The sequence below is a fragment of the Acetobacter sp. ESL1128 genome, assembly GCF_058505085.1.
This window is the reverse complement of record NZ_CP196369.1, coordinates 1,970,572-1,991,635: the sequence shown is the minus strand read 5'-3', so window position 1 is coordinate 1,991,635 and position 21,064 is coordinate 1,970,572. Positions and strand designations below refer to the sequence as shown.

General features: G+C 61.0%; 21 protein-coding genes. 13 read left to right on the top strand and 8 right to left on the bottom strand.

Annotated elements, in window-relative coordinates:
* Nucleotides 1-64 precede the first annotated feature (64 nt).
* The 4 genes from hslO to ACSYTG_RS09185 all read right to left on the bottom strand — a co-directional run bounded on the left by hslO (nt 65) and on the right by ACSYTG_RS09185 (nt 3,654).
* A complete protein-coding gene (hslO, locus tag ACSYTG_RS09200; protein WP_086645256.1) occupies nt 65-1,033 on the bottom strand; it encodes an Hsp33 family molecular chaperone HslO in 969 nt (322 codons plus the stop codon).
* Between the two features lie 89 nt (nt 1,034-1,122).
* A complete protein-coding gene (locus ACSYTG_RS09195; RefSeq protein ID WP_086645257.1) occupies nt 1,123-1,440 on the bottom strand; it encodes a hypothetical protein in 318 nt (105 codons plus the stop codon).
* Between the two features lie 4 nt (nt 1,441-1,444).
* A complete protein-coding gene (argF, locus tag ACSYTG_RS09190; RefSeq protein WP_086645258.1) occupies nt 1,445-2,443 on the bottom strand; it encodes an ornithine carbamoyltransferase in 999 nt (332 codons plus the stop codon).
* Nucleotides 2,440-3,654 carry an aspartate aminotransferase family protein gene (locus ACSYTG_RS09185; protein WP_086645259.1) on the bottom strand — a complete coding sequence of 405 codons (1,215 nt, stop codon included), beginning with the start codon at nt 3,652-3,654 and terminating at the stop codon, nt 2,440-2,442. Before ACSYTG_RS09185 ends, argF begins: the two co-directional genes overlap by 4 nt.
* A 231-nt stretch (nt 3,655-3,885) precedes the next feature.
* Here ACSYTG_RS09185 and ACSYTG_RS09180 point away from each other — a divergent pair, with 231 nt between their 5' ends.
* The 12 genes from ACSYTG_RS09180 (at nt 3,886) to ACSYTG_RS09125 (ending at nt 15,965) form a co-directional block, all read left to right on the top strand.
* A complete protein-coding gene (locus ACSYTG_RS09180; protein ID WP_489782954.1) occupies nt 3,886-4,548 on the top strand; it encodes a regulatory protein RecX in 663 nt (220 codons plus the stop codon).
* Nucleotides 4,545-5,003 carry a CHAP domain-containing protein gene (locus tag ACSYTG_RS09175; RefSeq protein ID WP_165925112.1) on the top strand — a complete coding sequence of 153 codons (459 nt, stop codon included), beginning with the start codon at nt 4,545-4,547 and terminating at the stop codon, nt 5,001-5,003. The genes ACSYTG_RS09180 and ACSYTG_RS09175 overlap by 4 nt, the downstream gene beginning before the upstream one ends.
* A 126-nt stretch (nt 5,004-5,129) precedes the next feature.
* Complete coding sequence (locus ACSYTG_RS09170; RefSeq protein WP_086645262.1) at nt 5,130-5,381, top strand: twin-arginine translocase TatA/TatE family subunit; 252 nt, start codon at nt 5,130-5,132, stop codon at nt 5,379-5,381.
* 27 nt (nt 5,382-5,408) lie between these two features.
* A complete protein-coding gene (locus tag ACSYTG_RS09165; protein WP_489782953.1) occupies nt 5,409-6,032 on the top strand; it encodes a methylthioribulose 1-phosphate dehydratase in 624 nt (207 codons plus the stop codon).
* Nucleotides 6,029-6,574, top strand: a complete 546-nt coding sequence (locus tag ACSYTG_RS09160) for a 1,2-dihydroxy-3-keto-5-methylthiopentene dioxygenase (protein WP_489782952.1) — start codon at nt 6,029-6,031, stop codon at nt 6,572-6,574. Before ACSYTG_RS09165 ends, ACSYTG_RS09160 begins: the two co-directional genes overlap by 4 nt.
* 15 nt (nt 6,575-6,589) lie before the next feature.
* Nucleotides 6,590-7,300, top strand: a complete 711-nt coding sequence (gene mtnC, locus ACSYTG_RS09155; protein WP_408870946.1) for an acireductone synthase — start codon at nt 6,590-6,592, stop codon at nt 7,298-7,300.
* A 7-nt stretch (nt 7,301-7,307) separates the two neighbouring features.
* On the top strand, nt 7,308-8,252 hold the full coding sequence (locus tag ACSYTG_RS09150; RefSeq protein ID WP_354858151.1) for a bifunctional riboflavin kinase/FAD synthetase: 945 nt from the start codon (nt 7,308-7,310) through the stop codon (nt 8,250-8,252).
* Nucleotides 8,253-8,408: 156 nt separating this feature from the next.
* Entirely contained in the window at nt 8,409-11,327 is a 2,919-nt protein-coding gene (gene ileS / locus ACSYTG_RS09145; protein ID WP_086645267.1) for an isoleucine--tRNA ligase, read from the top strand.
* Nucleotides 11,324-11,821 carry a signal peptidase II gene (gene lspA / locus ACSYTG_RS09140; RefSeq protein ID WP_086645268.1) on the top strand — a complete coding sequence of 166 codons (498 nt, stop codon included), beginning with the start codon at nt 11,324-11,326 and terminating at the stop codon, nt 11,819-11,821. The genes ileS and lspA overlap by 4 nt, the downstream gene beginning before the upstream one ends.
* 56 nt (nt 11,822-11,877) lie before the next feature.
* Nucleotides 11,878-12,399, top strand: a complete 522-nt coding sequence (locus ACSYTG_RS09135; RefSeq protein WP_086645385.1) for a DUF3035 domain-containing protein — start codon at nt 11,878-11,880, stop codon at nt 12,397-12,399.
* Between the two features lie 15 nt (nt 12,400-12,414).
* On the top strand, nt 12,415-14,328 hold the full coding sequence (gene mutL / locus ACSYTG_RS09130; protein ID WP_489782951.1) for a DNA mismatch repair endonuclease MutL: 1,914 nt from the start codon (nt 12,415-12,417) through the stop codon (nt 14,326-14,328).
* A 116-nt stretch (nt 14,329-14,444) separates the two neighbouring features.
* Complete coding sequence (locus ACSYTG_RS09125; protein WP_489782950.1) at nt 14,445-15,965, top strand: complex I subunit 4 family protein; 1,521 nt, start codon at nt 14,445-14,447, stop codon at nt 15,963-15,965.
* A 19-nt stretch (nt 15,966-15,984) separates the two neighbouring features.
* Here ACSYTG_RS09125 and ACSYTG_RS09120 read toward each other — a convergent pair whose 3' ends face one another.
* From ACSYTG_RS09120 to ACSYTG_RS09110, 3 genes are all read right to left on the bottom strand, one after another.
* Nucleotides 15,985-16,884, bottom strand: coding sequence for an EamA family transporter (locus ACSYTG_RS09120; protein WP_165925108.1), 900 nt, complete (start codon nt 16,882-16,884; stop codon nt 15,985-15,987).
* A gap of 11 nt (nt 16,885-16,895) precedes the next feature.
* Entirely contained in the window at nt 16,896-18,920 is a 2,025-nt protein-coding gene (gene parE / locus ACSYTG_RS09115; protein WP_086645271.1) for a DNA topoisomerase IV subunit B, read from the bottom strand.
* A 94-nt stretch (nt 18,921-19,014) separates the two neighbouring features.
* Complete coding sequence (locus ACSYTG_RS09110; protein ID WP_086645272.1) at nt 19,015-19,533, bottom strand: hypothetical protein; 519 nt, start codon at nt 19,531-19,533, stop codon at nt 19,015-19,017.
* A gap of 392 nt (nt 19,534-19,925) precedes the next feature.
* On the opposite strand from ACSYTG_RS09110, the gene ACSYTG_RS09105 reads away from it, so the two are divergent.
* Nucleotides 19,926-20,468, top strand: a complete 543-nt coding sequence (locus ACSYTG_RS09105) for an Ig-like domain-containing protein (RefSeq protein WP_095349050.1) — start codon at nt 19,926-19,928, stop codon at nt 20,466-20,468.
* 83 nt (nt 20,469-20,551) lie between these two features.
* Here the strand turns inward: ACSYTG_RS09105 and ACSYTG_RS09100 are convergent, their stop codons facing one another.
* The gene (locus ACSYTG_RS09100; RefSeq protein ID WP_086645274.1) at nt 20,552-21,001 is read right to left on the bottom strand and encodes an RrF2 family transcriptional regulator; all 450 of its coding nucleotides are present in this window, start codon (nt 20,999-21,001) and stop codon (nt 20,552-20,554) included.
* Nucleotides 21,002-21,064 lie beyond the last annotated feature (63 nt).

Below are 21,064 nucleotides of genomic sequence, written 5' to 3'. Positions count from 1 at the left end.
TGAAATAATCCAACGCAGGCTCCCGGTGTGGGGCTGCGTCAACCATGCGTTACAAACAAGGCGCTCAGCTTGTGGCGGAGGCGATGTCCCTGCGTGGGAAATGAAAATCCTTGTTACAGAACTCACAGGTCATAACGATGGTGTCATTGTTCACGCACATGTGGTCCAGATCATCTTCGGGGAAGTGCTGGAGCACCTCCACCAGTCTTGCGCGCGAGCAGCGGCAGCCAAATGCCAGAGCGCGGGATTGGCTGACACGCAGATCTTCCTCATGGAACAGGCGGTGTAAAAGCTGGGGGCCGGGCAGGGTATCATCGAGCAGTTCACCCACGCTGAGCGTGGTTGCCAGAATGGTCGCTGTCTCCCACGCGGTGTCGTCGTGGGTTGTGCCGTCAGGCGTGGTCAGTTCGGCTTCGGCCGTGCCACCTTCCCCTGCAATGCGTTCGAGCACGAGTGCGCCAGAGCGCCAGCCCGCATCGGTCATTTTGCACGCCAGCATGATCCAGCAGGCATGCTGCTCGCTGGTGGCAAAATAATGGGTGGCCATGGCGGACAGGTCATCGCCCGCAATTTCCACAATACCCTGGTGGCGCTCCATGTCCGCCCCCTGGTCAACAGTCAGGGCAAGGTAGCCATTCCCCAGCAGTTCCCTGTCCGTGGGGGTGGGGTTCTGGGCCAGCAGGGCGTTCAGTGCGTCTTCATCCGAACGGGCATAAAAGCGCAGGGCGCCATCATGCGTGCAGTCTGCCACCAGCATGGAAACCGGGCCATCGCCCTTGATCTGGAGGGAGAATGAGCCCTGAAACTTAAGGGCGGAGGCCAGTGCCGCCACCAGAGCCAGCGCCTTGCCTGCAAGGGCGGTAACCTGATCGGGGTTGTCATGGCGGGTCAGCATGGCATCGGCCAGCACGCCAAGGCGGATCAGTCGCCCACGGACCGGGCGACCTGCCAGATAGAAGGGCGTTACACCGCCCGGAACCACCAGACCGGGCACATCGGGGCGGTCACGGTCGAGAAAAGCCGGTTTTTCCATAAAAACGTTCTATCCTGCCAACATAAACATCAAGGTCCTGCCTCTCCCTGCCGCAGGGTGGGGCCTGCGGCAGGGAGCATAGGGGCGGCTCAGACCTGAGCGGAAATATCCAGTTCGAGTTTTTCAAGCTGCTGTTCAAGCGTGCGGGTCGCATCGGGGGCTAGGCCCAGCGTGTCAACCAACGCGCGCAGGAAGCCCTTGCGGCATGCGTCGTGTTCCATATCCAGATCTCCCGCGCGCCCACACCCGGCCAGACAGTCCAGATACGACGCGCGCAAAGGGGCCAGCTTGTCCGCAGCAAAGGGAAGGGTAGCCAGAATGGTGTCCAGCGCCGGTTCAACCCAGCCGGGAACGGAGGGTGTTTCTTCCGTTGTTGTGGGTGTTACGGGTTTTTCCGCATCGCACATCTGCTTATTCCTTGCCAAAGGAGGTCCAGTTAGCCCCCCCCATTGTCCATGCCAGAATGCCCTTCTGGGCGTGCAGGCGGTTTTCGGCCTCGTCAAACACAACGGAATGCGGGCCTTCAAACACGTCCTGCGTCACTTCCTCCCCAATATGGGCAGGCAGGCAGTGCATGAACAGGGCATCGGGGGCGGCCTGTGCCATCAATTTTGCATCCACGCGGTAGGGTTCAAGCCGTGCCATGCGGGAAGCGGCCTCCTCGTGCGAGTCGGACATGCTGACCCACGTGTCCGTTACAATGCAGTCGGCCTTTTCCACCGCAGCGCGGGGGTCTTCCATCCATTCCACATCGCCGCCTTCCTGCCGGGCCCAGTCCAGCACAGCCTGCGGGGGCTTCATTTTGGCAGGAGTTGCCGCCCGAAGCTTGAAGCCAAAGCGCACGGCCCCTTCGATCAGGGAGACCAGAACGTTGTTGCCGTCACCCGTCCAGGCAAACGTGCGGCCACGCACGGGGCCGCGATGTTCCTCAAACGTCATGATGTCGGCCAGAATCTGCACGGGGTGGGAGTCCGGGGTCAGCCCGTTAATGACCGGGCTTGTGCTCCAGCGTGCCAGTTCGTGCAGGTTGGTGGTGTTACCCGTTCGCAGCACAATGGCATCCACAAAGCGGGAGAGCACACGGGCTGTATCGGCCAGTGTTTCCCCCCGCCCGATCTGCATGTCCTGCGGGCTGAGCACAACGGCATCTCCCCCAAGCTGGCGCATGCCCACTTCAAAGGAAACGCGGGTACGGGTGGAAGGCTTGGAGAGAATAAGCCCAAGCTGCCGCCCCGCCAGAGGCTGGCGGGGGTGGAGCGGGAAGCGGCGGTTCTGCTGCATCCGCTTCATACTGCTGGCAACGTCCAGAATCTGGCGCAGGGTTGCCCCGTCCAGATCCTTGAGGTCGAGAAAGTGGCGGAGCCCCGTCTGCACCGGCGTAATGGAGGAGGTGGAAAGAGCCGCACTCATGGGGTTGTCTCCAGAACTGTCTTGTTTTTGTTATCAGGGTGGGTGCGCAGCGTTGTTACGGCCTGCACCAGCATGGCTACGGCCTTGCGGCAGTCTTCTTCCGTTACGGTCAGGGGCGGCACAAGACGCAGGACGTTGTCCCCCGCCGTGACGCACAGGAGCCCAGCATTCTGGGCGGCGGTCTGTACGTCGCCCACTGCGGGTACGCAGCGCAGGCCAATCAGCAGCCCAAGCCCACGGCGCTGTTCAAACACGTCGGGCGCATCGGCCACCAGACTGTCCAGCAGTTCGTCCAGCAGGGCGGCACGGGCACAGACCTGATCCATAAAGCCGGGGGCGAGCAGCACGTCCAGCACCGCGTTGGCGGCAGCACAGGCCAGCGGGTTGCCGCCAAAGGTGGTGCCGTGCGTGCCTGCGGTCATGGCTTTGGCCACAGTCTCGGTCGCCAGAATGGCCCCGATGGGAAAACCCCCGCCAAGCCCCTTGGCCGTGCTCATGACATCGGGCGTAATACCGGCCCATTGGTGGGCAAACAGGCGGCCTGTACGGCCAACACCACTTTGCACCTCATCAAGGGCAAGCAGCACGCCTGTCTGGTCGCACAGGGCGCGCAGGGCACGCAGATATTCCACGCTGGCGCGCTTGATGCCGCTTTCTCCCTGAATGGGCTCCAGCATAACCGCTGCGGTGCGCGGGGTAATGGCGGCCTTTACGGCTTCAAGGTCATTAAAGGGTACATGCACAAAGTCAGTGACCGGCGTGCCAAACCCTTCCAGATATTTCGGGTTGCCGGTGGCGGAGAGCATGGCCAGTGTCCGGCCATGGAATGCACCATCCATGCAGATGATCTGGGTCCGCTCGGGGTGGCCTGCCAGCATCTGGGCGCGGCGGGCCATCTTGACCATGCCTTCGTTGGCTTCCGCGCCGGAATTGCAGAAGAACACGCTATCGGCAAACGTGTTGGCCACAAGCCGTTCGGCCAGTTTTTCCGCCTGGGGAATGCGGAACAGGTTGGACACATGCATAACCCGCCCGGCCTGCTGGCTTATGGTTTCCACCAGATGCGGGTGCGCGTGACCAATGGAGCAGGTGGCAATGCCCGCCGCAAAGTCCAGGAATCGTCGCCCGTCAGATGCGTACAGCCAGGAGCCTTCGCCCCGCTCAAAGGCGAGGTCGGCACGCTTATAGGTCGGCATCAGGGGAGGAATCATGGAATCTGGTCTTTACGTTGGTGGTTATCAAACCTGAATGAGGGAATCTGGAACAGCGCAAAACAAAAAACGCCCGCTACCGTACAAGGGTGGAGCGGGCGGCCCGTTGCGCATGGCGCCATAATGCCGTGTTCATGTTGCGGGTGTCAAACTTCTGTATTGAATACTTTGCATGTCAAATATGCAGCATGGCAATTTAAGCGCGAGCGCGTAGTGGCGCAAAGGTGCGACATGGGCATACTATCTTCCGTAATGGACAATACCGTGCCTCCTTCCTTTACCTGCCCACCTCCGCAGCGCTCTACTCTGCGGGAGGCCGCCTTGGCGCATCTGGCCCGGTTTGGCACGACCCGGCAGGGGCTGGAGCAGGTTCTGCTGCGCCGTGTTGCCCGCTGGGCACAAAAAGCCCAGAGGGCAGGGGACTGTGCGGAGAGCGTGGCAGAACACGCTGCCGGGCTGCACCCCGTTGTGAGCGCGGTGGTGGAGGATATGGTGCGCCTTGGCGCGGTGGATGATGCGGTGTTTGCCCGCTCACGCGTGCGCAGGCTTGTGCGCTCGGGGCGTTCGGCCCGTGCGGTGCAGGCGCATCTGGCTGCAAAAGGTGTGGCACCACAGGTGCGCGATGAAGCACTGGATATGGCTGTAGGCACCCTGAGTGCAGCCGAGCAGGAGCTCTGTGCCGCACTGGTGCTGGCGCGCAAGCGCAGGCTTGGCCCCTTTGCCACCGAACCCGCCACGGAAGATGAGGACGAAGCCACAGGCATGGCCCGGCGGAACAGGGCGCTGGGTGTGCTCGCCCGGGCAGGTTTTGCGCGCGATGTGGCCCAGCGTGTGCTGGAAATGCAGCACGAGGAAGCGGAGGAGTGGATGGACCGCCTGAGGGCCGAGTCGTGAGGGCGGGTTGGTCATGCCTTGCCCTGCTGCCGTTATTGGCGGCCTGTGCGGGGGGCGGTAACTGGCATGGCTCCGTGCAGTGTGCGCCCTATGCGCGGGAACATTCGGACATCAACCTGCGTGGAGATGCCGCAACCTGGTGGTGGCAGGCGCGGGGGCAGTACGCACGGGCCTCCCGCCCCAGAGCGGGGGATGTGCTTGTGTTCCGCTCCACGCACAGGCTGCCTTCGGGCCATGTTTCGGTGGTCAGAGAGGTGCGGAGCAACCGTCTGGTGCTGGTGGACCACGCAAACTGGGAGCCGGGTGAGGTCACACGCCACGCCCCGGTACAGGACGTATCCCCCCGTAATGACTGGACGCGCGTGCGCGTGTGGTGGTCCCCCACACATGCCTATGGCAAGACGGTTTACCCAACCTACGGATTTATAGAACCGTATGCCCCCGGAAATAGCTGAACAGGGCGTTTGCGCGGGGTTAAAAAGGAAAAACTTGCATCACGGCGTGTTCGCCCTCATGTACAAGGCCGATTACGGCAAGCAGACTGGCCGCACATGCGCGCCATCAGGTTAAGGAAGAGTGGAATGGGCAGCTTGAGCATCTGGCACTGGCTTATTGTTCTGGTGGTCGTGCTGGTGTTGTTTGGTGGTGGCGGCAAGATCAGCACCATCATGGGGGATATGGCCAAGGGCATAAAATCCTTCAAGAAACACATGGCTGATGACGAACCGATGGATGACGCCCCACCACGTGCGGGCTCCGGCCATATTGCGCCTCCCCCTGCCGCTGCTGCCGAGCGCACCGCCGCCCCAGCAGACAAGACCACCCAGCACTAACCAACGCCGAGGAAGGCCAGCAGTATCATGACGGATAACGCCACCACGGATTTTGTCCGCGGCGCGCAGGATATTGTGCATGCGGGGCAGCGGCTGGATGCGCGCGGCTGGGTGCCCGCTACGGCAGGCAACATCAGTTGCAGGCTGCCCGACGGGCGCATCGCCATTACACGCTCTGGTTGCCACAAGGGTTTTTTAACCCAGAATGACGTAATTACCGTGGATCTGGCTGGCCAGCCCCACCAGCCGGATAACAAACCGAGTGCGGAAACACTTCTGCACTGCCAGGTTTACCGCCTGCTGCCCGAGGTGGGGGCCGTGCTGCACGGTCATTCCGTTGCGTCCACCGTTCTGTCCATGATCGAGCCTTCCCCTGCCCTTGTTGTGGAAGGGTACGAGGTTCAGAAAGTGTTTGAGGGGCAGAACACGCATGATGCGGCAGTGCGCATACCGCTTTTTGCCAATGATCAGGATATTGCCCGTCTGGCGCGTGAGGTAGAACCGTTTTTTGCCGACATGCCCGCAGGCTACATTATCCGTGGCCATGGTGTGTATGTGTGGGGCAAGACCATGGCCGCAGCCCTTGCCCGGCTGGAAGGGCTGGAGTTCCTGCTCGCTTGTGTTCTGGAAAGAAGGAAGCTGGGGATATGAGCAGCCTGAGTGTGTTTGAGGACACCCGCCCCGGCGTGCCCCTGTTGCAGACCCACGATGCAGCAGAAATCGCCACAGCCCTTGCTCCGTTTGGCATCCGTTTTGAACGGTGGGATGCCGTGCAGCCCCCGGCAAAGGATGCGGATGAAGCCACCGTGCTGGCAACCTACCGCCCCTGGCTGGATAGGCTGATGGGCGAAACCGGGGCAGGCTCGGCCGACGTGCTGCGCGTAAACGCCCAGACCCCCAACAAGGAAGCCCTGCGCAGCAAGTTCCTGTCCGAACATACGCATAGTGAGGACGAGGTACGGTTTTTTGTGCATGGGGGTGGCCACTTCATCATGCACATCAAGGACCGGGTGTATGACGTGGAATGCACGCAGGGAGACCTGATTTCCGTGCCGGAAGGGTATAAGCACTGGTTTGATGCAGGCCCGCAGCCCGATATGGTGACCCTGCGCATCTTTACCCATAAGGAAGGCTGGGTGGCCCAGTACACGGGGGCGGATATTGCCCGCCAGTTTCCCTCCTTTTCCAGCTAGCAAGAGTTCAGGATCATGATTCAGAATACGGGCTTGACCACGCCGCGCGTGGTGCTGCTGGATATTGAAGGCACCACTCTGCCGGTGGCTTTTGTGCACAAAGTTCTCTTCCCCTATGCGCGCAAACACCTGCCTGCGCTGCTTGCCCAGCACGATAACCCCGTGGTGGCGCAGGCACTGGCCCAGACGGCGGAACTGGCCCCCGGTGTGCCAGCCGCAGAACAGCTTGAACGCTGGATGGATACGGATGCCAAGGTAGCCCCCCTTAAAAGCCTGCAGGGGCTATGCTGGGAACAGGGCTACCGTGAGGGCGAACTGGTGGCCGACCTCTACCCCGATGTTGTGCCGACCCTAAAGGCATGGAAAGCGGCAGGGCTGACGCTGGCCGTGTATTCCTCCGGCTCTCAGGCCGCGCAGAAGCTGATTTACGGCTACACGGAGCAGGGGGACGTAACGCCCCTGTTCAGCGCGTTCTTTGACCTGGAAATGGGTGGCAAAAGGGAAAGTGCCAGCTACAGCGCCATTGTGCGCAAGGCTGGCTGGGCTCCGGCGGATGTGCTGTTCCTGTCCGATGTGGTGGCCGAGCTGGAAGCCGCCGAACAGGCCGGGTTGCAGGTCTGCCAGATTGCCCGCCCCGAGGATAAAACGGTACCCGGTGTCCGCCACCGTGTTGCGGCCTCCCTGCAGCAGGCCGCCAGCCTGTTTGGTCTGCCACAAGGAGCGTAATGGGTCGATGACAATCAGCCTGCACACCAACTGGCGGAACATTCCCGCAGAAGCCTATGGCTGCGCTGCGGCACTGGGTAATTTTGATGGTGTGCATCTTGGGCATGCCCATCTGCTCCGGTCCGTTTTTGCTGCCCGGCCGGACCTGCCGCCTGCCGTTGTCACCTTTGAGCCGCATCCGCGCGAGCTCTTCCGGCCGCAGGACCCGCCATTCCGCCTGACCCTGAGCACCGAGCGGCTGGCCGCGCTGCGCGCACTGGGCGTGCGCCATGTGTTCCAGATCGGGTTTGACAAGACCTTTTCCGAACTGAGTGCTGAGCAGTTTGTGCAAGATGTGCTGCATAATGCCCTGCGCCTGCACCATGTTGGCTGCGGTCCGGACTTTGCCTTCGGGCACCGCCGGGGGGGTAATGTGGCGTTTCTGGCGGAACGGACCCATCAGCTCGGTATGGGCTTTACTGCCGTGCAGGCGCTGGCTGATCAGGGTGGGCCTCTGTCCTCCTCCCGTATCCGCCGTCTGTTGCAGGATGGCTATCCGGAGGAAGCTGCCAGAGAGCTTGGGCGGCTGTGGTGTATTCGCGGTGTTGTCCAGCACGGGGACAAGCGCGGCAGGTTGCTGGGCTTCCCCACCGCCAACATTCCGCTTGGCCGCCACCTTGAACCCGCGCGGGGTGTGTATGCGGTCACAATCCGCCTGCCAGATGGCAGAACGCACTATGGCGTGGCCAACATTGGCCGCCGCCCGACCATAAATGACGGGCAGGAAAGCAGGCTGGAAGCCCATCTGTTTGACTTTGAGGGCGACCTGTACGGGCAGGAACTCTCGGTTTCGCTCCATGCCCTGCTGCGTGAGGAAAAACGCTTTGACGGGCTGGATGCCCTTAAAACCCAGATTGCGCAGGATGCCGCGCAGGCCCGGCTGGTGCTGGACGTGCAACCCACCCCAAGTTAGGCCCACTGGCATGGTCGGGGGCCATGTTGGGCGTGCAGCCCGGTTTGGCGCTTGACCCTGCGCTTTTCCTTTTTGATAAGACAGTAACGCCCAAGGTGGCGTGGGGGCCAAAAGCCCGCACGGCATGAACCCGAACCGAAGTGACCTCAGCCTCCCATGACCTCATCGAGCAGCGAACCCGACAAGACAACCCTGGCCGACCAGTATCGCAATACGGTGTTTCTGCCACGGACCTCTTTTCCCATGCGTGGCAACCTGCCCCAACAGGAGCCCAAATGGCTTGAAAAATGGCGCGAAAGCGGGCTGGATGAACGGCTGAAGCAGCAGGCGGAAGGCCGCCCGGTCTTTACCTTGCATGATGGTCCGCCCTACGCCAACGGGCACCTGCACATTGGGCATGCGCTCAACAAGATCAACAAGGATGTTATCAACCGCGCCCACCGCATGGCGGGCTACGCGGTGCGTTACGTGCCGGGCTGGGACTGCCACGGCCTGCCGATCGAGTGGAAGGTTGAGGAAGGGTACCGCAAAGCCAAGCGGGACAAGGATTCCGTGCCTGTGCTGGAGTTCCGTGCCGAATGCCGCAACTATGCAGGCAACTGGCTGAATATCCAGATGGAGGAGTTCCAGCGTCTGGGTGTGCAGGCCGAATGGCGCAACCGCTACGCCACCATGGATTTTTCCTCCGAGGCGGCCATTGTGGAGGAAATCGGGCGTTTTCTGCTGAACGGCAAGCTGTACCGTGGCCTGCGCCCGGTCATGTGGAGTCCGGTGGAAAAAACCGCGCTGGCTGAAGCCGAAATCGAATATCACGACCACACGTCCACCACCATTCTGGTCGCGTTCCCCGTGGTCAAGGACCCCACGCCTGCCCACGCGCTGGCTGATGTGTCCGTGGTTATCTGGACCACAACGCCGTGGACCATTCCGGGCAACCGCGCTCTGGCTTACGGGCCGGAGATTACATATGTGGTCCTGCGTGTGGACGAAACGGGCGAGGGTGCTCTGCTTGAACCCGGTGCCCGCGTGCTGGTGGCCGAAGCTCTTGTAGAGTCCTTCTGCACCGAAGCGCATGTGACGGCGCACCACATTCTTTACACCCTGCCCGGCAGTGCGCTGGCGGGTGCGGTATGCGCCCATCCGCTGCGTGGTGCAGGGTATGATTTTGACGTACCCATGCTGGCCGGTGAATTTGTAACCACCGATGCCGGGACCGGCCTTGTCCATCAGGCCCCCGCACATGGTGAGGACGACTTCATGCTCTGCCGCGCCAATGGCGTGGATGTGCCTGAAACCGTGCAGGATGATGGCACATACGCACCATGGGTGCCCGGTTTTGCCGGTGTGCATGTGTTCAAGGCGGCAGATGTGGTCTGCTCCACGCTGGCAAGCGTGATGGAGCGGGCCAACGCGGCGGGCACGCCCCCCGCAGGGCTGGTCGGGCGCGGGCAGATCGTACATTCCTACCCCCATTCGTGGCGTTCACGCGCACCCATTATCTATCGGGCTACGCCGCAATGGTTCATCCGCATGGACGGGGAAAACGCGCTGCGTGAAAACGCACTAAAAGCGCTGGAAAACGTAACCTTTGTGCCCGCACAGGCCCGCAACCGCCTGACCTCCATGATCCGTACCCGCCCGGACTGGTGCATCAGCCGCCAGCGCGCATGGGGCGTGCCCATTGCCGTGTTCGTGGAAAAACGTACAGGCGAGGTGCTGCGCGATCCAGCCGTTATGCAGCGCGTGGTGGATGCCTTCCGCTCCGATGGGGCAGATGCCTGGTACACGTCCGAGCCTGCCCGTTTTCTGGGTGAAGGCCGCAACCCCGATGATTACGAACAGGTGTTCGACATCGTGGATGTCTGGTTTGAAAGTGGCTCGACCCACGCCTTTGTGCTGGGGCGTCCGGGGCTGAGCTTTCCCGCAGACCTGTATCTGGAAGGGTCGGACCAGCATCGTGGCTGGTTCCAGTCCTCCCTGCTCGAAAGTGTGGGCACGCGCGGTGTCTCACCCTACAAGGCGCTGGTGACCAACGGTTTTGTTCTGGACGAGCAGGGCCGCAAGATGTCCAAGTCCCTCGGCAACGTGATTGCCCCGCAGGACGTGAATGACAGCATGGGCGCTGACGTGCTGCGCCTGTGGGTTATGAACTCCGACACCAATGACGACCTGCGCATTGGCAAGGAAATCCTTAAGCAGCAGGGCGAGCTGTACCGCCGCCTGCGCAACACGCTGCGCTGGCTGCTGGGTGGGCTGGACGGGTTTACGGATGCAGAAGTGCTGCCCTATGCCGAACTGCCAGAGCTGGAACGCTGGGTTCTGCACCGCCTGAGCGAACTGGGTGGGCTGGTGGCCCGTGCGGTGGAAACGCATGAATGGGTTGGTGTTTACCCCGCCCTGCATGGTTTTTGCACAACGGACCTGTCGGCCTTCTACTTCGATATTCGCAAGGATGCGCTGTACTGCGATGCACCGTCCTCCCCCACGCGCCGTGCGGTGCGTACGGTGCTGGATGTGCTGCACCGTTGCCTGAGCACGTGGCTGGCCCCCGTACTGGTCTTTACGGCGGAAGAAGCATGGGCCGCCCGCTTTGGTGATCAGGCCAGTGTGCACGAGCAGGCCTTCCCCGACCTGCCGGTAGAATGGACCGACACGGCACTGGAGGAACGCTGGGCGCGTATTCGCTCCGTGCGCCGGATTATTACAACCGAGATCGAAGGGGCACGCCGTGCGGGCACCATTGGTTCTTCGTTGCAGGCACAGGTTGAACTGACTTTTTCGGAAGAGGAAGCCAGCATTTTTGCCGGTGTCAACTGGAGCGAGCTGGCCATTGTCTCCCACGTGGAAGTGTTGATCGACCCCACATCTTCCTCCGTTTATGTGGAGGGGGATGAAGGGGGAACCCTGCATGGTGCGCCTGTGGTCCGGGTGGCGGAGGGCGAAAAATGCGCCCGCTGCTGGAAGGTCCTGCCAGAAACCGGGTCGAATCCGGCGTATCCTGGTGTGTGCCCACGCTGTGCGGATGTTGTGGCCCAGAGCGGCTTTGTCAGCACATCCGCGCAGGAGGGTGCATGAAAAAGCCGTTCATGCTCCGGCCCGCAGGAATTGGCCTGCTTGTGCTGATGCTGGTTCTCTCTGCGGACCAGCTGAGCAAGTTCTGGATTTTATATGGGCTGGACCTGCCAGCCCGTGGTTCTGTCAGGGTATTGCCGTTCCTTAACTTTACCATGGTCTGGAACCACGCCGTAACATTTGGCATGTTTGGCGGGCTGGGTGGGGCGGGGCGGATTGTGTTTTCCGTTGTGGCAATGGTAGTAGCGTGTTGTCTGCTGGTGTGGATGGCCAGAACCCCCAGCAAGATGACAGCAGCCTGCGTGGGTGCGGTAACCGGGGGCGCCATAGGCAACGTGATTGACCGTGTGCGTTACGGGGCCGTGGTGGATTTTTTGCATGCCCATGCATTCGGTTGGTCTTGGTATGTGTTCAATGTGGCTGACTCCGCTATAGTGTGCGCAGTATGCGTATTGCTGTTGCAGAATTTTCTGTCTGACGGACAGCAGACATCTTAGGCATTAGGCAGCCCGCGCCAGAGCGCGCGGTTTTCAGGATGAGTGGAAGGCAGATGATAGTGCGCCGTGTTTCGACCCTGATTTCTCCGGTGCTGCTGGTAGGCGGCTGCATGATGCTGAGCGGCTGCTCCGGGCATGAGGCCGCTCAGGCCTTTGGTCTGGAACGCAGCATGCCAGATGAATATACGGTGACAACCCGCTCACCGCTGTCCATGCCCCCTTCGGAGGAGCTGGTTAAGCCCAGCAAAGGGGATGAACGCACGCAGGATGAGAGCGAACGCCTGCAGGCGCTCGAAACCCTCTCCCCCGATGTGGCTCTGCGCGGCACCAACGGGGACACCAGCGAAGGCCAGACCATTCTGGTCAACGAAGCCTCTGCCGCAGCAGACGAACCTGATCAGGGCGAACTCGGTGCCGCAGGCACAGGCTTTGTGGAACAGCTGATGTTCTGGAAAGGTGGCAAGGCTGGAGGTGTGGTGAATGCGGATGAAGAAAACCGCAGGCTCAAAACCAATGCAGCTCTTGGCCTGCCCCCCACCAAGGGCGTTACGCCCACCCAGCACCCCAAAAAGAAGTAAGGCACGGGTCTGACCATGTCAGACCAGCCAGAACAGGCTGCCATGCTGGGGACTATGCCTGATCGCCCGCATGTGCGGCGGTTGCCCGAAGTTATTGTCAACCGCATTGCTGCGGGCGAGGTGATCGAACGCCCCGCCGCTGCCGTTAAAGAACTGATAGAAAATGCCATAGACGCCGGCGCCCGGCGGCTGGACATCTCGCTCGATGGGGGCGGGGTGGAGCGCATGATTGTGACGGATGACGGGGTTGGCATGTCCCCCGATGATCTGTCTCTTGCAGTCGAGCGGCACTGTACCTCCAAACTGGGGGACGAAACGCTGGTGCATATCAACACCCTTGGTTTTCGGGGGGAGGCACTGCCGTCCATCGGGGCTGCGGCGCGGTTGAGCATTACCTCCCGCCCAAGGGGGGAAAGTGGCGCATGGCGTATTCGGGTCGAGGGGGGTAAAACCTACCCGCCAGAACCTGTTGCCGGGGCTTTTGGCACCAGCGTTGTGGTTGAAGACCTATTTTTTGCCACGCCCGCACGCCGCAAATTCCTGAAAAGTGCCCGTGTGGAAGGCCGCCATGTGGAAAGCGTGGTGCGCCGTCTGGCACTGGCCGTGCCCCAGACCGCCTTCCGCTTTGTGCTTGATGGGCGTGAAGTGCTGGACCTGCCCGCTCAGGATATGGCCGCCCGTGCAGCCGCCCTGCTGGATGCCAGCGAGGCCGATGGTTTTTTGACCATAGACGGCGCGCGTGAGGGCATGACCCTGAGCGGCTTTATCTGCCCGCCATCGGTGCATCGGTCCACGGCCAACGGGCAGTTCATGCTGGTTAATGGCCGGCCTGTGGTGGACCCGGTGCTTAAAACCGCCGTGCGCGTGGCTTATCGTCGGGTGATAGAGCCCGGTCGCCACCCGGTTGTGGCTCTTATGCTCACTGTTCCGCCTGAACAGGTGGATGTAAACGTACACCCCGCCAAAACCGAACTGCGCTTTGCGGATGAAGCCGCCGTGCGCTCACTGGTTATTGGCACGCTCCAGCGCGCGCTGGAGCACGGGGCAGGGGTTGCGGGTGTGCGCCCGGTTCTGTCCGCGGCACCACGGGCAAGCCGGATATGGTATCCGCCAGAACAGGGGCAGGCGGCCGTGCAGCCCGCTCCCGCTTACCCTGCCGCAGCGCAGGGCTCTGGTATGGCCGAGCCACGCCTGATGTTTGGGGATGCTCCATCGGCCCGCACCCTGCCCACGGCCTTTGCAACAAACCAGACCGAACCATGGCCACAGGCCGCACAGGCTGGCCCCTCGGCAGACACAGCAGGCGGAGCGGGTGGGCTCGCTCCGCTGGATCACCCCTTGGGGGCTGCTGTCGCGCAGGTGCTGGATACGTATATTCTGGCTGTTGCGGCGGATGGTTCTCTGGTGCTGGTTGACCAGCATGCCGCCCATGAACGGCTGACGCATGAGCGCCTGCGCGAGCAGTATCTGAGCGGGCATGTGCAGGCCCAGCGCCTGCTTGTGCCAGATGTGGTGGAACTGCCCCGCGTACAGCAGGACCTGCTGCTGGCCCGCCAGCCCATGCTGGAAAGACTCGGGGTGGAAATAGAAGAGTTTGGGGGTGGCTCCATTCTGGTGCGTGCATTGCCAGCCATGCTGGGCAAAAGTGATGCTGTCAGCCTGCTGCGTGATCTGGCCGATGAACTGGAGGCCGATGACACGGGTGCCCCTGATGAAATGGCATCCCTTGATGGCAAGCTGGATGCGGTCATTGCGCGCATGGCCTGCCACGGCAGTATCCGGGCGGGCAGGCGGCTTGCACCGGAGGAAATGAACGCCCTGCTACGGCAGATGGAAGCCACACCCCGTGCAGGAACGTGCTCGCACGGGCGGCCAACATGGCTCAAGCTCAGCCGCAATGATCTCGAAAAATTGTTTGGTCGCCGTTAGTCATCCCCTGTTCGGGAATGGCTGATCGGCGGAACGTGAACAGCCCCACGCTGGCCTCATGCGCTAAAAAGGCGCAGTCTTAAAAAAGTGTCATTAAACCCGGATGGTGTTAAGCCGTGCAGCCAATCCTGCTTTCGCTGATAACCTATCTTCCCCTTGCAGGCGCGGTTGCGGCCTTTCTTTGCCCCGGTCAGGGACCGGAGCGGGACCGCACGGCGCGCTGGCTGGGGTTGTGGACTACGCTCCTCACGTTTGGGCTGAGCGTGCTGATGTGGGTCGGTTTTGACCCCAGCCAGCCCGGCCTGCAATTTGAAACCCGGCTACGCTGGCTGAGCGACTATGGTATTTCCTACCATACCGGGGTGGATGGGATCAGTCTGGTCTTTATCCTGCTCACCGCTTTTCTCACGCCACTGGCGCTTGGGGCAGGCTGGCGGAGCGTGCAAACGCAGGGGCGGGACTTTGTTGCCGCCATGCTGCTGTTGGAAACAGCCCTGTTTGGCCTGTTTTCTGCGCAGGATCTGGTGCTGTTTTATGTTTTTTACGAAGCAACGCTTATTCCCGGCTGCCTGATGATTGGCATTTGGGGCGGGGCCAAGCGGGTCTGGGCATCGCTTCAGTTCTTCCTGTTTACCTTTGGCGGTTCGCTGTTCATGCTGGTCGGGCTGATCACCATGTGGCTGCACGCCGGGACTACGGATATTCCGGCCCTTATGCATGCCGGTTTTTCGCACTCCCTTCAGGGTTGGCTGCTGCTGGCTTTTCTGCTGGCTTTTGGCGTCAAACTCCCTCTGTTTCCGCTCCATGCTTGGCTGCCTGATGCCTATACGGAAGCCCCTACACCGGCATCGGCCATGCTCTCTGGCGTGCTGTCCAAAACAGGGGCTTACGGGCTGCTACGCTTTGGCGTGCTGATGTTCCCCGATGCCGTGCGCCAGTTTGCACCCTATGTGCTTGCCCTTGGTGTGGTGGCCATTCTGTACGCAGCGTTTGTGGCCTTCGCCCAGACGGACATGAAGCGGCTTATCGCCTACTCTTCGTTCTCCCATATGGGCATGATCGCGGTTGGTCTGTTTACCCTGACGGCAGAGGGGATAGATGGCGCCATCTTCCAGATGCTCTCGCACGGTGTGGTTATTGCAGCCCTGTTCTTTTGCGTGGCGGCAGTGGCATGGCGGGCGGAAACGCAGGAGATTGACGCTTTGGGCGGTGTTGCCCGGCAAATGCCTGTGCTGGCCCTGCTTGCCATGCTGTTCACCATGGCCAATGTGGGCCTGCCCGGTACCGGGGCCTTTGTGGGCGAACTGCTGGTGCTTATGGGGGCTGTTCACGTTTCCATCTGGGTGGCGCTGCTGGCTGGTGGCACCATGATCATGGGGGCGGTTTACATGCTCTCGCTGTATCGTCGGGTTCTGTTTGGTAGCGTGCGTGGCACGGTTGGCCTGTTGCGTGACCTAACGGTGGGGGAACTTGCCGTGCTGGTGCCGCTGGCGGTGGTCACGTTGTGGATGGGGGTCCACCCGGGCACATTCACCCGGATTTTTGATCCGATGATCATGCAGGCTATGCACGCAAACGCAGTTAACGTTGCGTCCTCCACTCTCCATGACCCGGTTTTGCATCTGGCCAGCCGGTAACGGCAGGCCACAGGACGGATTATTCCGGCAGGGTTGGGCCGTCTGGCACTGTGGTGTTGCTCCCCTGGGGCATCAGCACAGTGCCGAGGGACGCCAGAACCACACAGAAAATACCGCACAAACGTAGCAGGGATGGAATCTCATGCAGCAATATGGCTCCGGCCAGTGCTGCGGAAACCGGTTCCAGACTACACAGCACCCCAAACTCGCGGGCCGAGAGCTTTTGCATTGCACTCATTTCCAGAGTGTAGGGTAGGGCGGAAGAGCAAAGGGCGACCACAACGCTCAGCCCCAGCAAAAGCGGTGCATGCACCCCCACCCATAATGCGGGAACGGTGCAGGGCACAAAAACCGCAGCACCCCCACACAGCATACCAAGCGAGCACGCCTGACCAGAGGGCAGTTTGCCAGCAATGTTGCGGGCAAAAATAATATAAAGCGCCCAGCAAACAGCAGCGAGCAGGGCAAACAGAATACCAATAAGGTCTGGCCGAACGGCTGATTCGGGGCGAAGCAGCAAAACAAGCCCCAGCACGGTCAGGCTGGTCCACACCACATCGCTCCAGCGGCGGGTATGGATGAAGGACAGCACAAGGGGGCCGGTAAACTCCAGCGCTACAGTTGTGCCCAAAGGCAGGCGGCCAAGGGAAAGGTAGAAAAAATAGTTCATGGCTGCGAGTGACAGCCCATAAGGCAGCACCAGCAGAAGCACCCTGCGTGACAGGTTATGCCAGCTGCGGAAGAACAGCATCAGCATAATAGCGGCAAAAAAAGTGCGCAGCCCCACCATGCCCGCCGCCCCAAAAGTGGGGAACAGCATTTTGGCATAGGAGGAGCCAAATTGCAGGAAGAGCATGCCCCCTACAACCTGTAGCAGGGCAGACAGGCGCTCCTTAACGGAAAAAATGGGCCTACTCATGGGCTGTCCGCTCAGATGTCCAGCAACTCATCAACCGAGCGGGCATGTTCCTGAATAAAGGCAAAGCGGAGTTCGGGTTTGCGGCCCATCAGGCTTTCCACCCGCTCCCGCGTGGAAAGCCGGTCTTCCGGCGGGGCCACCACGCGGAGCAGGGTGCGGCTGCGTGGGTCCATTGTGGTTTCCTTCAGGTCCGCCGGGGGCATTTCCCCCAGCCCTTTAAAGCGGGAGACATCAATCTTGCCCCGCTTTTTGGTCAGGATCGCCATTTTGCGTTCCCGGTCCGCATCATCCATGGCGTACACGCTGTGTGCGCCCTGTGTAAGCCGGTAGAGCGGGGGCTGCGCCAGATACAGGTGCCCGTTGCGGATAAGCTCGGGGAGTTCGCGGTAGAAGAACGTCATGAGCAGGGAGGCAATATGGGCGCCATCCACGTCTGCATCGGTCATGATAATGACGCGGCCGTAGCGTAGCTTGGTCAGGTCAAAGCGCTCGCCCGACCCGCAACCCAGTGCTTCGATCAGATCCCGCAGTTCCTGATTGGCGCGCAGTTTTTCTGTTGTCGCGCTCGCCACGTTCAGGATTTTGCCGCGTAGGGGGAGCACGGCCTGTGTTTCACGGTTGCGGGCCTGTTTGGCGGACCCGCCTGCCGAATCCCCTTCCACCAGAAAAATTTCGGTGTCGGGTGCGTGTTCTTTGGTGCAGTCGGTCAGCTTGCCGGGCAGCCGCAGGCGGCGGGTCGCACTTTTGCGCGGTGTATCTTTGAGTTCACGGCGGCGCAGGCGCTCTTCTGCGCGGTCAATGGCAAAGCTGAGCAGCGAATCCGCCTGCGGGGGGTTCTGGGCCAGCCAGTGGTCAAACCGGTCACGCAGAGCGGTTTCCAGCAGTTTGCTGGCTTCGGCCGTGGTCAGCTTTTCCTTGGTCTGGCCCTGGAACTGAGGGTCCCGAATAAAGGCGGACAGGCGGGCGGCAATCATGCCCAGTATGTCTTCGGCTGTAATGCTGGCTGCTTTTTTAATGGAACGCTGGTCCCCCCATGCGCGCAGCCCCTTGAGCAGCGCGTTGCGGAACCCGGTCTCATGCGTGCCACCTTGTGGAGTCGGGATGGTGTTGCAGTAGGAGATCAGGGATGCCGGACCACTTTCCAGAAAGGCAACGGCCCATTCCACCTTGCCATTATCTGTTCCATCCGCCTGCGGAGGCAGGGGCGCTTCCCCCGACCAGAAGGGGGTGAGCAGGGGAGCATCGGGGCCAAGCTCATCAGCCAGACTGTCGGCCAGACCACCGGGGAAGTGCAGAACAGCTTCTGCCGGGGTTTCATCCCCCGCCTTGAGCAAAGAGGGATCGCACGACCAGCGGATGGTGACACCGCGGAACAGGAACGCCTTGGAACGGCAGAGCTTGTACAGGCGGGAGGGCACAAAAACATGCGTGCCAAAAATTTCCGGGTCCGGCTGGAAGGTAATCTGGGTGCCGCGCCGGTTGGGGGCCGCCCCCGCTTTTTGCAATGCGCTTACGGGTTTGCCCCGTTCGTAGGACTGCTGCCACAAGGTGCGGTCGCGCGCGATTTCCACATCCATGCGGGCGGAAAGGGCATTGACCACGGAAGAGCCAACACCATGCAACCCGCCAGAGGTGGCATATGCCTTGCCCGAGAACTTACCCCCCGCGTGCAGCGTGGTCAGAATCACTTCCAGCGCCGAGCGGTCGGGAAAGCGGGGGTGTGGGTCAACGGGAATACCCCGGCCATTATCCCGTACGGACAGCCAGTTATTGGGGGCCAGATGCACGTCAATGGTGTTGGCGTGGCCTGCCACGGCCTCATCCATCGAGTTATCAAGAATTTCTGCGGCCAGATGGTGCAGGGCACCTTCGTCTGTTCCGCCAATATACATGCCGGGCCTGCGGCGTACGGGTTCCAGCCCCTCAAGCACCTCAATGGCGCTGGCGTCATACGCCTGATTGTCCGGCGCTTTGGGGCGGGCGGAGGCGCTGGCGGATTTGCGGGGCGGTGTGGGGGCGGAAAACAGATCGCTCATGCGGGAAGTCTGTCCCGCTTTGGCGTTGATTCGTCAAGCACCAGAGGCAGCCCGGGGACCAAAACCCCGGTATGCCACCTGTGGTTGACAAACATTATGCGGCTTTGTGGGTAGCCCGGCGGCGCACAGGGGCGCGTGTGGTGGTAGGCGCTGCACATGTTTCAAACGACGCAGGCTGCGTAACATCCTTGGCATCGGAATAATTGGAGAGGTCTTCCCCGGTATCCAGGGCATTCACTTCATCAAACATGGCCATGCGCTGCTGACAGAAGATGGTGCCTGACTGCAACCCGCGCTCGGACTGCACGTTGGCCAGCTGGGTAATATAATCGTCATGCTCGCGCTGTGCGGTGCGGCCGTAGGTGGAGCGGAAGTAGCCGTTAAGCTTGTCTTCCTCGTTCAGCAGAACGGTGCGGAACTTGGCAACAAACGCGTTGTAGCGGTCCTGCGCGCTGCACGAGAGGGCGGTTACCATCAGCTCGCTTTTGAGGCCCTGCACGTTAAAGGCTTCATGTGCTGGGGAATGGCCGCACGGACTGGCGGCAAAAGTAACGGAACCATGCAGAACGCCCGCGGCAAGAACACCCGCGGCAAAAAGACGGGAAAGGAACATACGGTAGGACCTCCGACAGATGCTGCACAACGCAATAGCCTATTCAGGCAGGAAAGAAACGGCCTAATTTGTCATACCGTCATTTCCCGCCATGGGGGCACATGGCAGGATTATGCATACATGGCCGTGTGCTGCCCTGCTGCGTTAGTGCTGTGTTGTGGCAAAACAATGTTTTTACTGCACCTGCCTGTAAACAGAGAGGCAGGGGTGCCAAAAGGTGCGGGTCGTGCCTCTTCCTTCCTGCGGCGGGATGATTTAAAGGCAAGAACGACTCATGCGGCGTTATGGCCTGTTGTGCTGGTGAGCCCAGCAGGCAAAGGCTTATCCCTTTAACCAGAATGGAACGCACTGGGTTTATGGTTGATTTAACAAGAATGAAGCGGAGCTGTGGAGTGCGCTTACGAGGAATTGCCGGGCTGACGCTAACTGCTGGCATGCTTGCCGGCTGCGCGACAACCGTGGGCCCTGTCCATGTCGGATCTCCCAATCCGTTTGGGTATCTCAAAAAATCTGCCGTGTGCAGCACGACCCCCATCAAGAAAGAGGCCGACGGCCAGCTTTCCACCACCATGACGGTCCGCTCCGATGACGGGCTGTGTGAGGTGCTGGTCTCCCAGCCTGATGGCAAGCCCTACCTGTCCTTTGGGGCCTCTCCTGCTCCCGAGCATGGCAAGGCGTTCCTGTACACGCTGGATAACGACACACACGTAACCTACACGCCCACACAGGGTTACGCAGGGCAGGACCGGTTTACGGTTATCCTTATCCCCGGTCCGGGCCAGCAGCGTACCCGCCTGACGGTTACCGCACAGGTTGATGCAACGGGTGTGTATATCCCCCACCCCGCAGTGACCGCGCCTGTGCCTGCTGCTGCGGAAAAGAAGGTGGTGACAAAGCGGGCTGCGCGCCCAGCCAAAGCAGCTACCAAGAACTGAGCAGATCCTCCGGGCATAAAAAAAGCGGTGCCGCGTAAGCAGCACCGCTTTTTTTATGCCCGGACCAACCTTGTCGCCAAAGGTTAGATGGAAAAGGTAATGGGCTCGCTTTGCGGGCGTTTGAGACCGGCATCCTCGGCCTGACGCACCAGCTCATCCAGCGTGGTCTGGCGCATCTGTTCTGTCAGCTTGGTGTCAAACCCGCTCCAACAGGGTTCAATAACCTTGTGGAAGAGAGGACCTTGCGGGCCATCGCTGCCTTCGGGGTCATCGTTCAGAACTGCTTCAATAATATTGATCAGGGTTACATCCCGCCGGGGGCGGCCCAGCCGGTAGCCCCCACGCGGGCCGCGGATGCTCTCCAGCAGCCCTGAGCGTGAGAGTGCCTGAAGCAGCGGTTCAATCCCCCGGCGGGCCAGGCCGGAGCGCTCGGCAATATCGGCAGCACTTACCGCATTGGAGCGGCCTGCGTGGAAAGCAACGTCCAGCATGATGAGAACAGCGGTCATTGCTCTGTCACGACGAAGAATCATCGCAAGGTCCTTCCTGCTTGGCTTACGGTCTGGCGTATGATGTGCCAGCTTTGCTGTGTTGAG

Coding starts and splice junctions, on each gene's coding strand:
- hslO (WP_086645256.1), bottom strand. CDS start 1,033: ATGGAAAAACCGGCTTTTCTCGACCGTGACCGCCCCGATGTGCCCGGT.
- ACSYTG_RS09195 (WP_086645257.1), bottom strand. CDS start 1,440: ATGTGCGATGCGGAAAAACCCGTAACACCCACAACAACGGAAGAAACA.
- argF (WP_086645258.1), bottom strand. CDS start 2,443: ATGAGTGCGGCTCTTTCCACCTCCTCCATTACGCCGGTGCAGACGGGG.
- ACSYTG_RS09185 (WP_086645259.1), bottom strand. CDS start 3,654: ATGATTCCTCCCCTGATGCCGACCTATAAGCGTGCCGACCTCGCCTTT.
- ACSYTG_RS09180 (WP_489782954.1), top strand. CDS start 3,886: ATGGGCATACTATCTTCCGTAATGGACAATACCGTGCCTCCTTCCTTT.
- ACSYTG_RS09170 (WP_086645262.1), top strand. CDS start 5,130: ATGGGCAGCTTGAGCATCTGGCACTGGCTTATTGTTCTGGTGGTCGTG.
- ACSYTG_RS09165 (WP_489782953.1), top strand. CDS start 5,409: ATGACGGATAACGCCACCACGGATTTTGTCCGCGGCGCGCAGGATATT.
- ACSYTG_RS09160 (WP_489782952.1), top strand. CDS start 6,029: ATGAGCAGCCTGAGTGTGTTTGAGGACACCCGCCCCGGCGTGCCCCTG.
- mtnC (WP_408870946.1), top strand. CDS start 6,590: ATGATTCAGAATACGGGCTTGACCACGCCGCGCGTGGTGCTGCTGGAT.
- ACSYTG_RS09150 (WP_354858151.1), top strand. CDS start 7,308: ATGACAATCAGCCTGCACACCAACTGGCGGAACATTCCCGCAGAAGCC.
- ileS (WP_086645267.1), top strand. CDS start 8,409: ATGACCTCATCGAGCAGCGAACCCGACAAGACAACCCTGGCCGACCAG.
- lspA (WP_086645268.1), top strand. CDS start 11,324: ATGAAAAAGCCGTTCATGCTCCGGCCCGCAGGAATTGGCCTGCTTGTG.
- mutL (WP_489782951.1), top strand. CDS start 12,415: ATGTCAGACCAGCCAGAACAGGCTGCCATGCTGGGGACTATGCCTGAT.
- ACSYTG_RS09120 (WP_165925108.1), bottom strand. CDS start 16,884: ATGAGTAGGCCCATTTTTTCCGTTAAGGAGCGCCTGTCTGCCCTGCTA.
- parE (WP_086645271.1), bottom strand. CDS start 18,920: ATGAGCGATCTGTTTTCCGCCCCCACACCGCCCCGCAAATCCGCCAGC.
- ACSYTG_RS09110 (WP_086645272.1), bottom strand. CDS start 19,533: ATGTTCCTTTCCCGTCTTTTTGCCGCGGGTGTTCTTGCCGCGGGCGTT.
- ACSYTG_RS09100 (WP_086645274.1), bottom strand. CDS start 21,001: ATGATTCTTCGTCGTGACAGAGCAATGACCGCTGTTCTCATCATGCTG.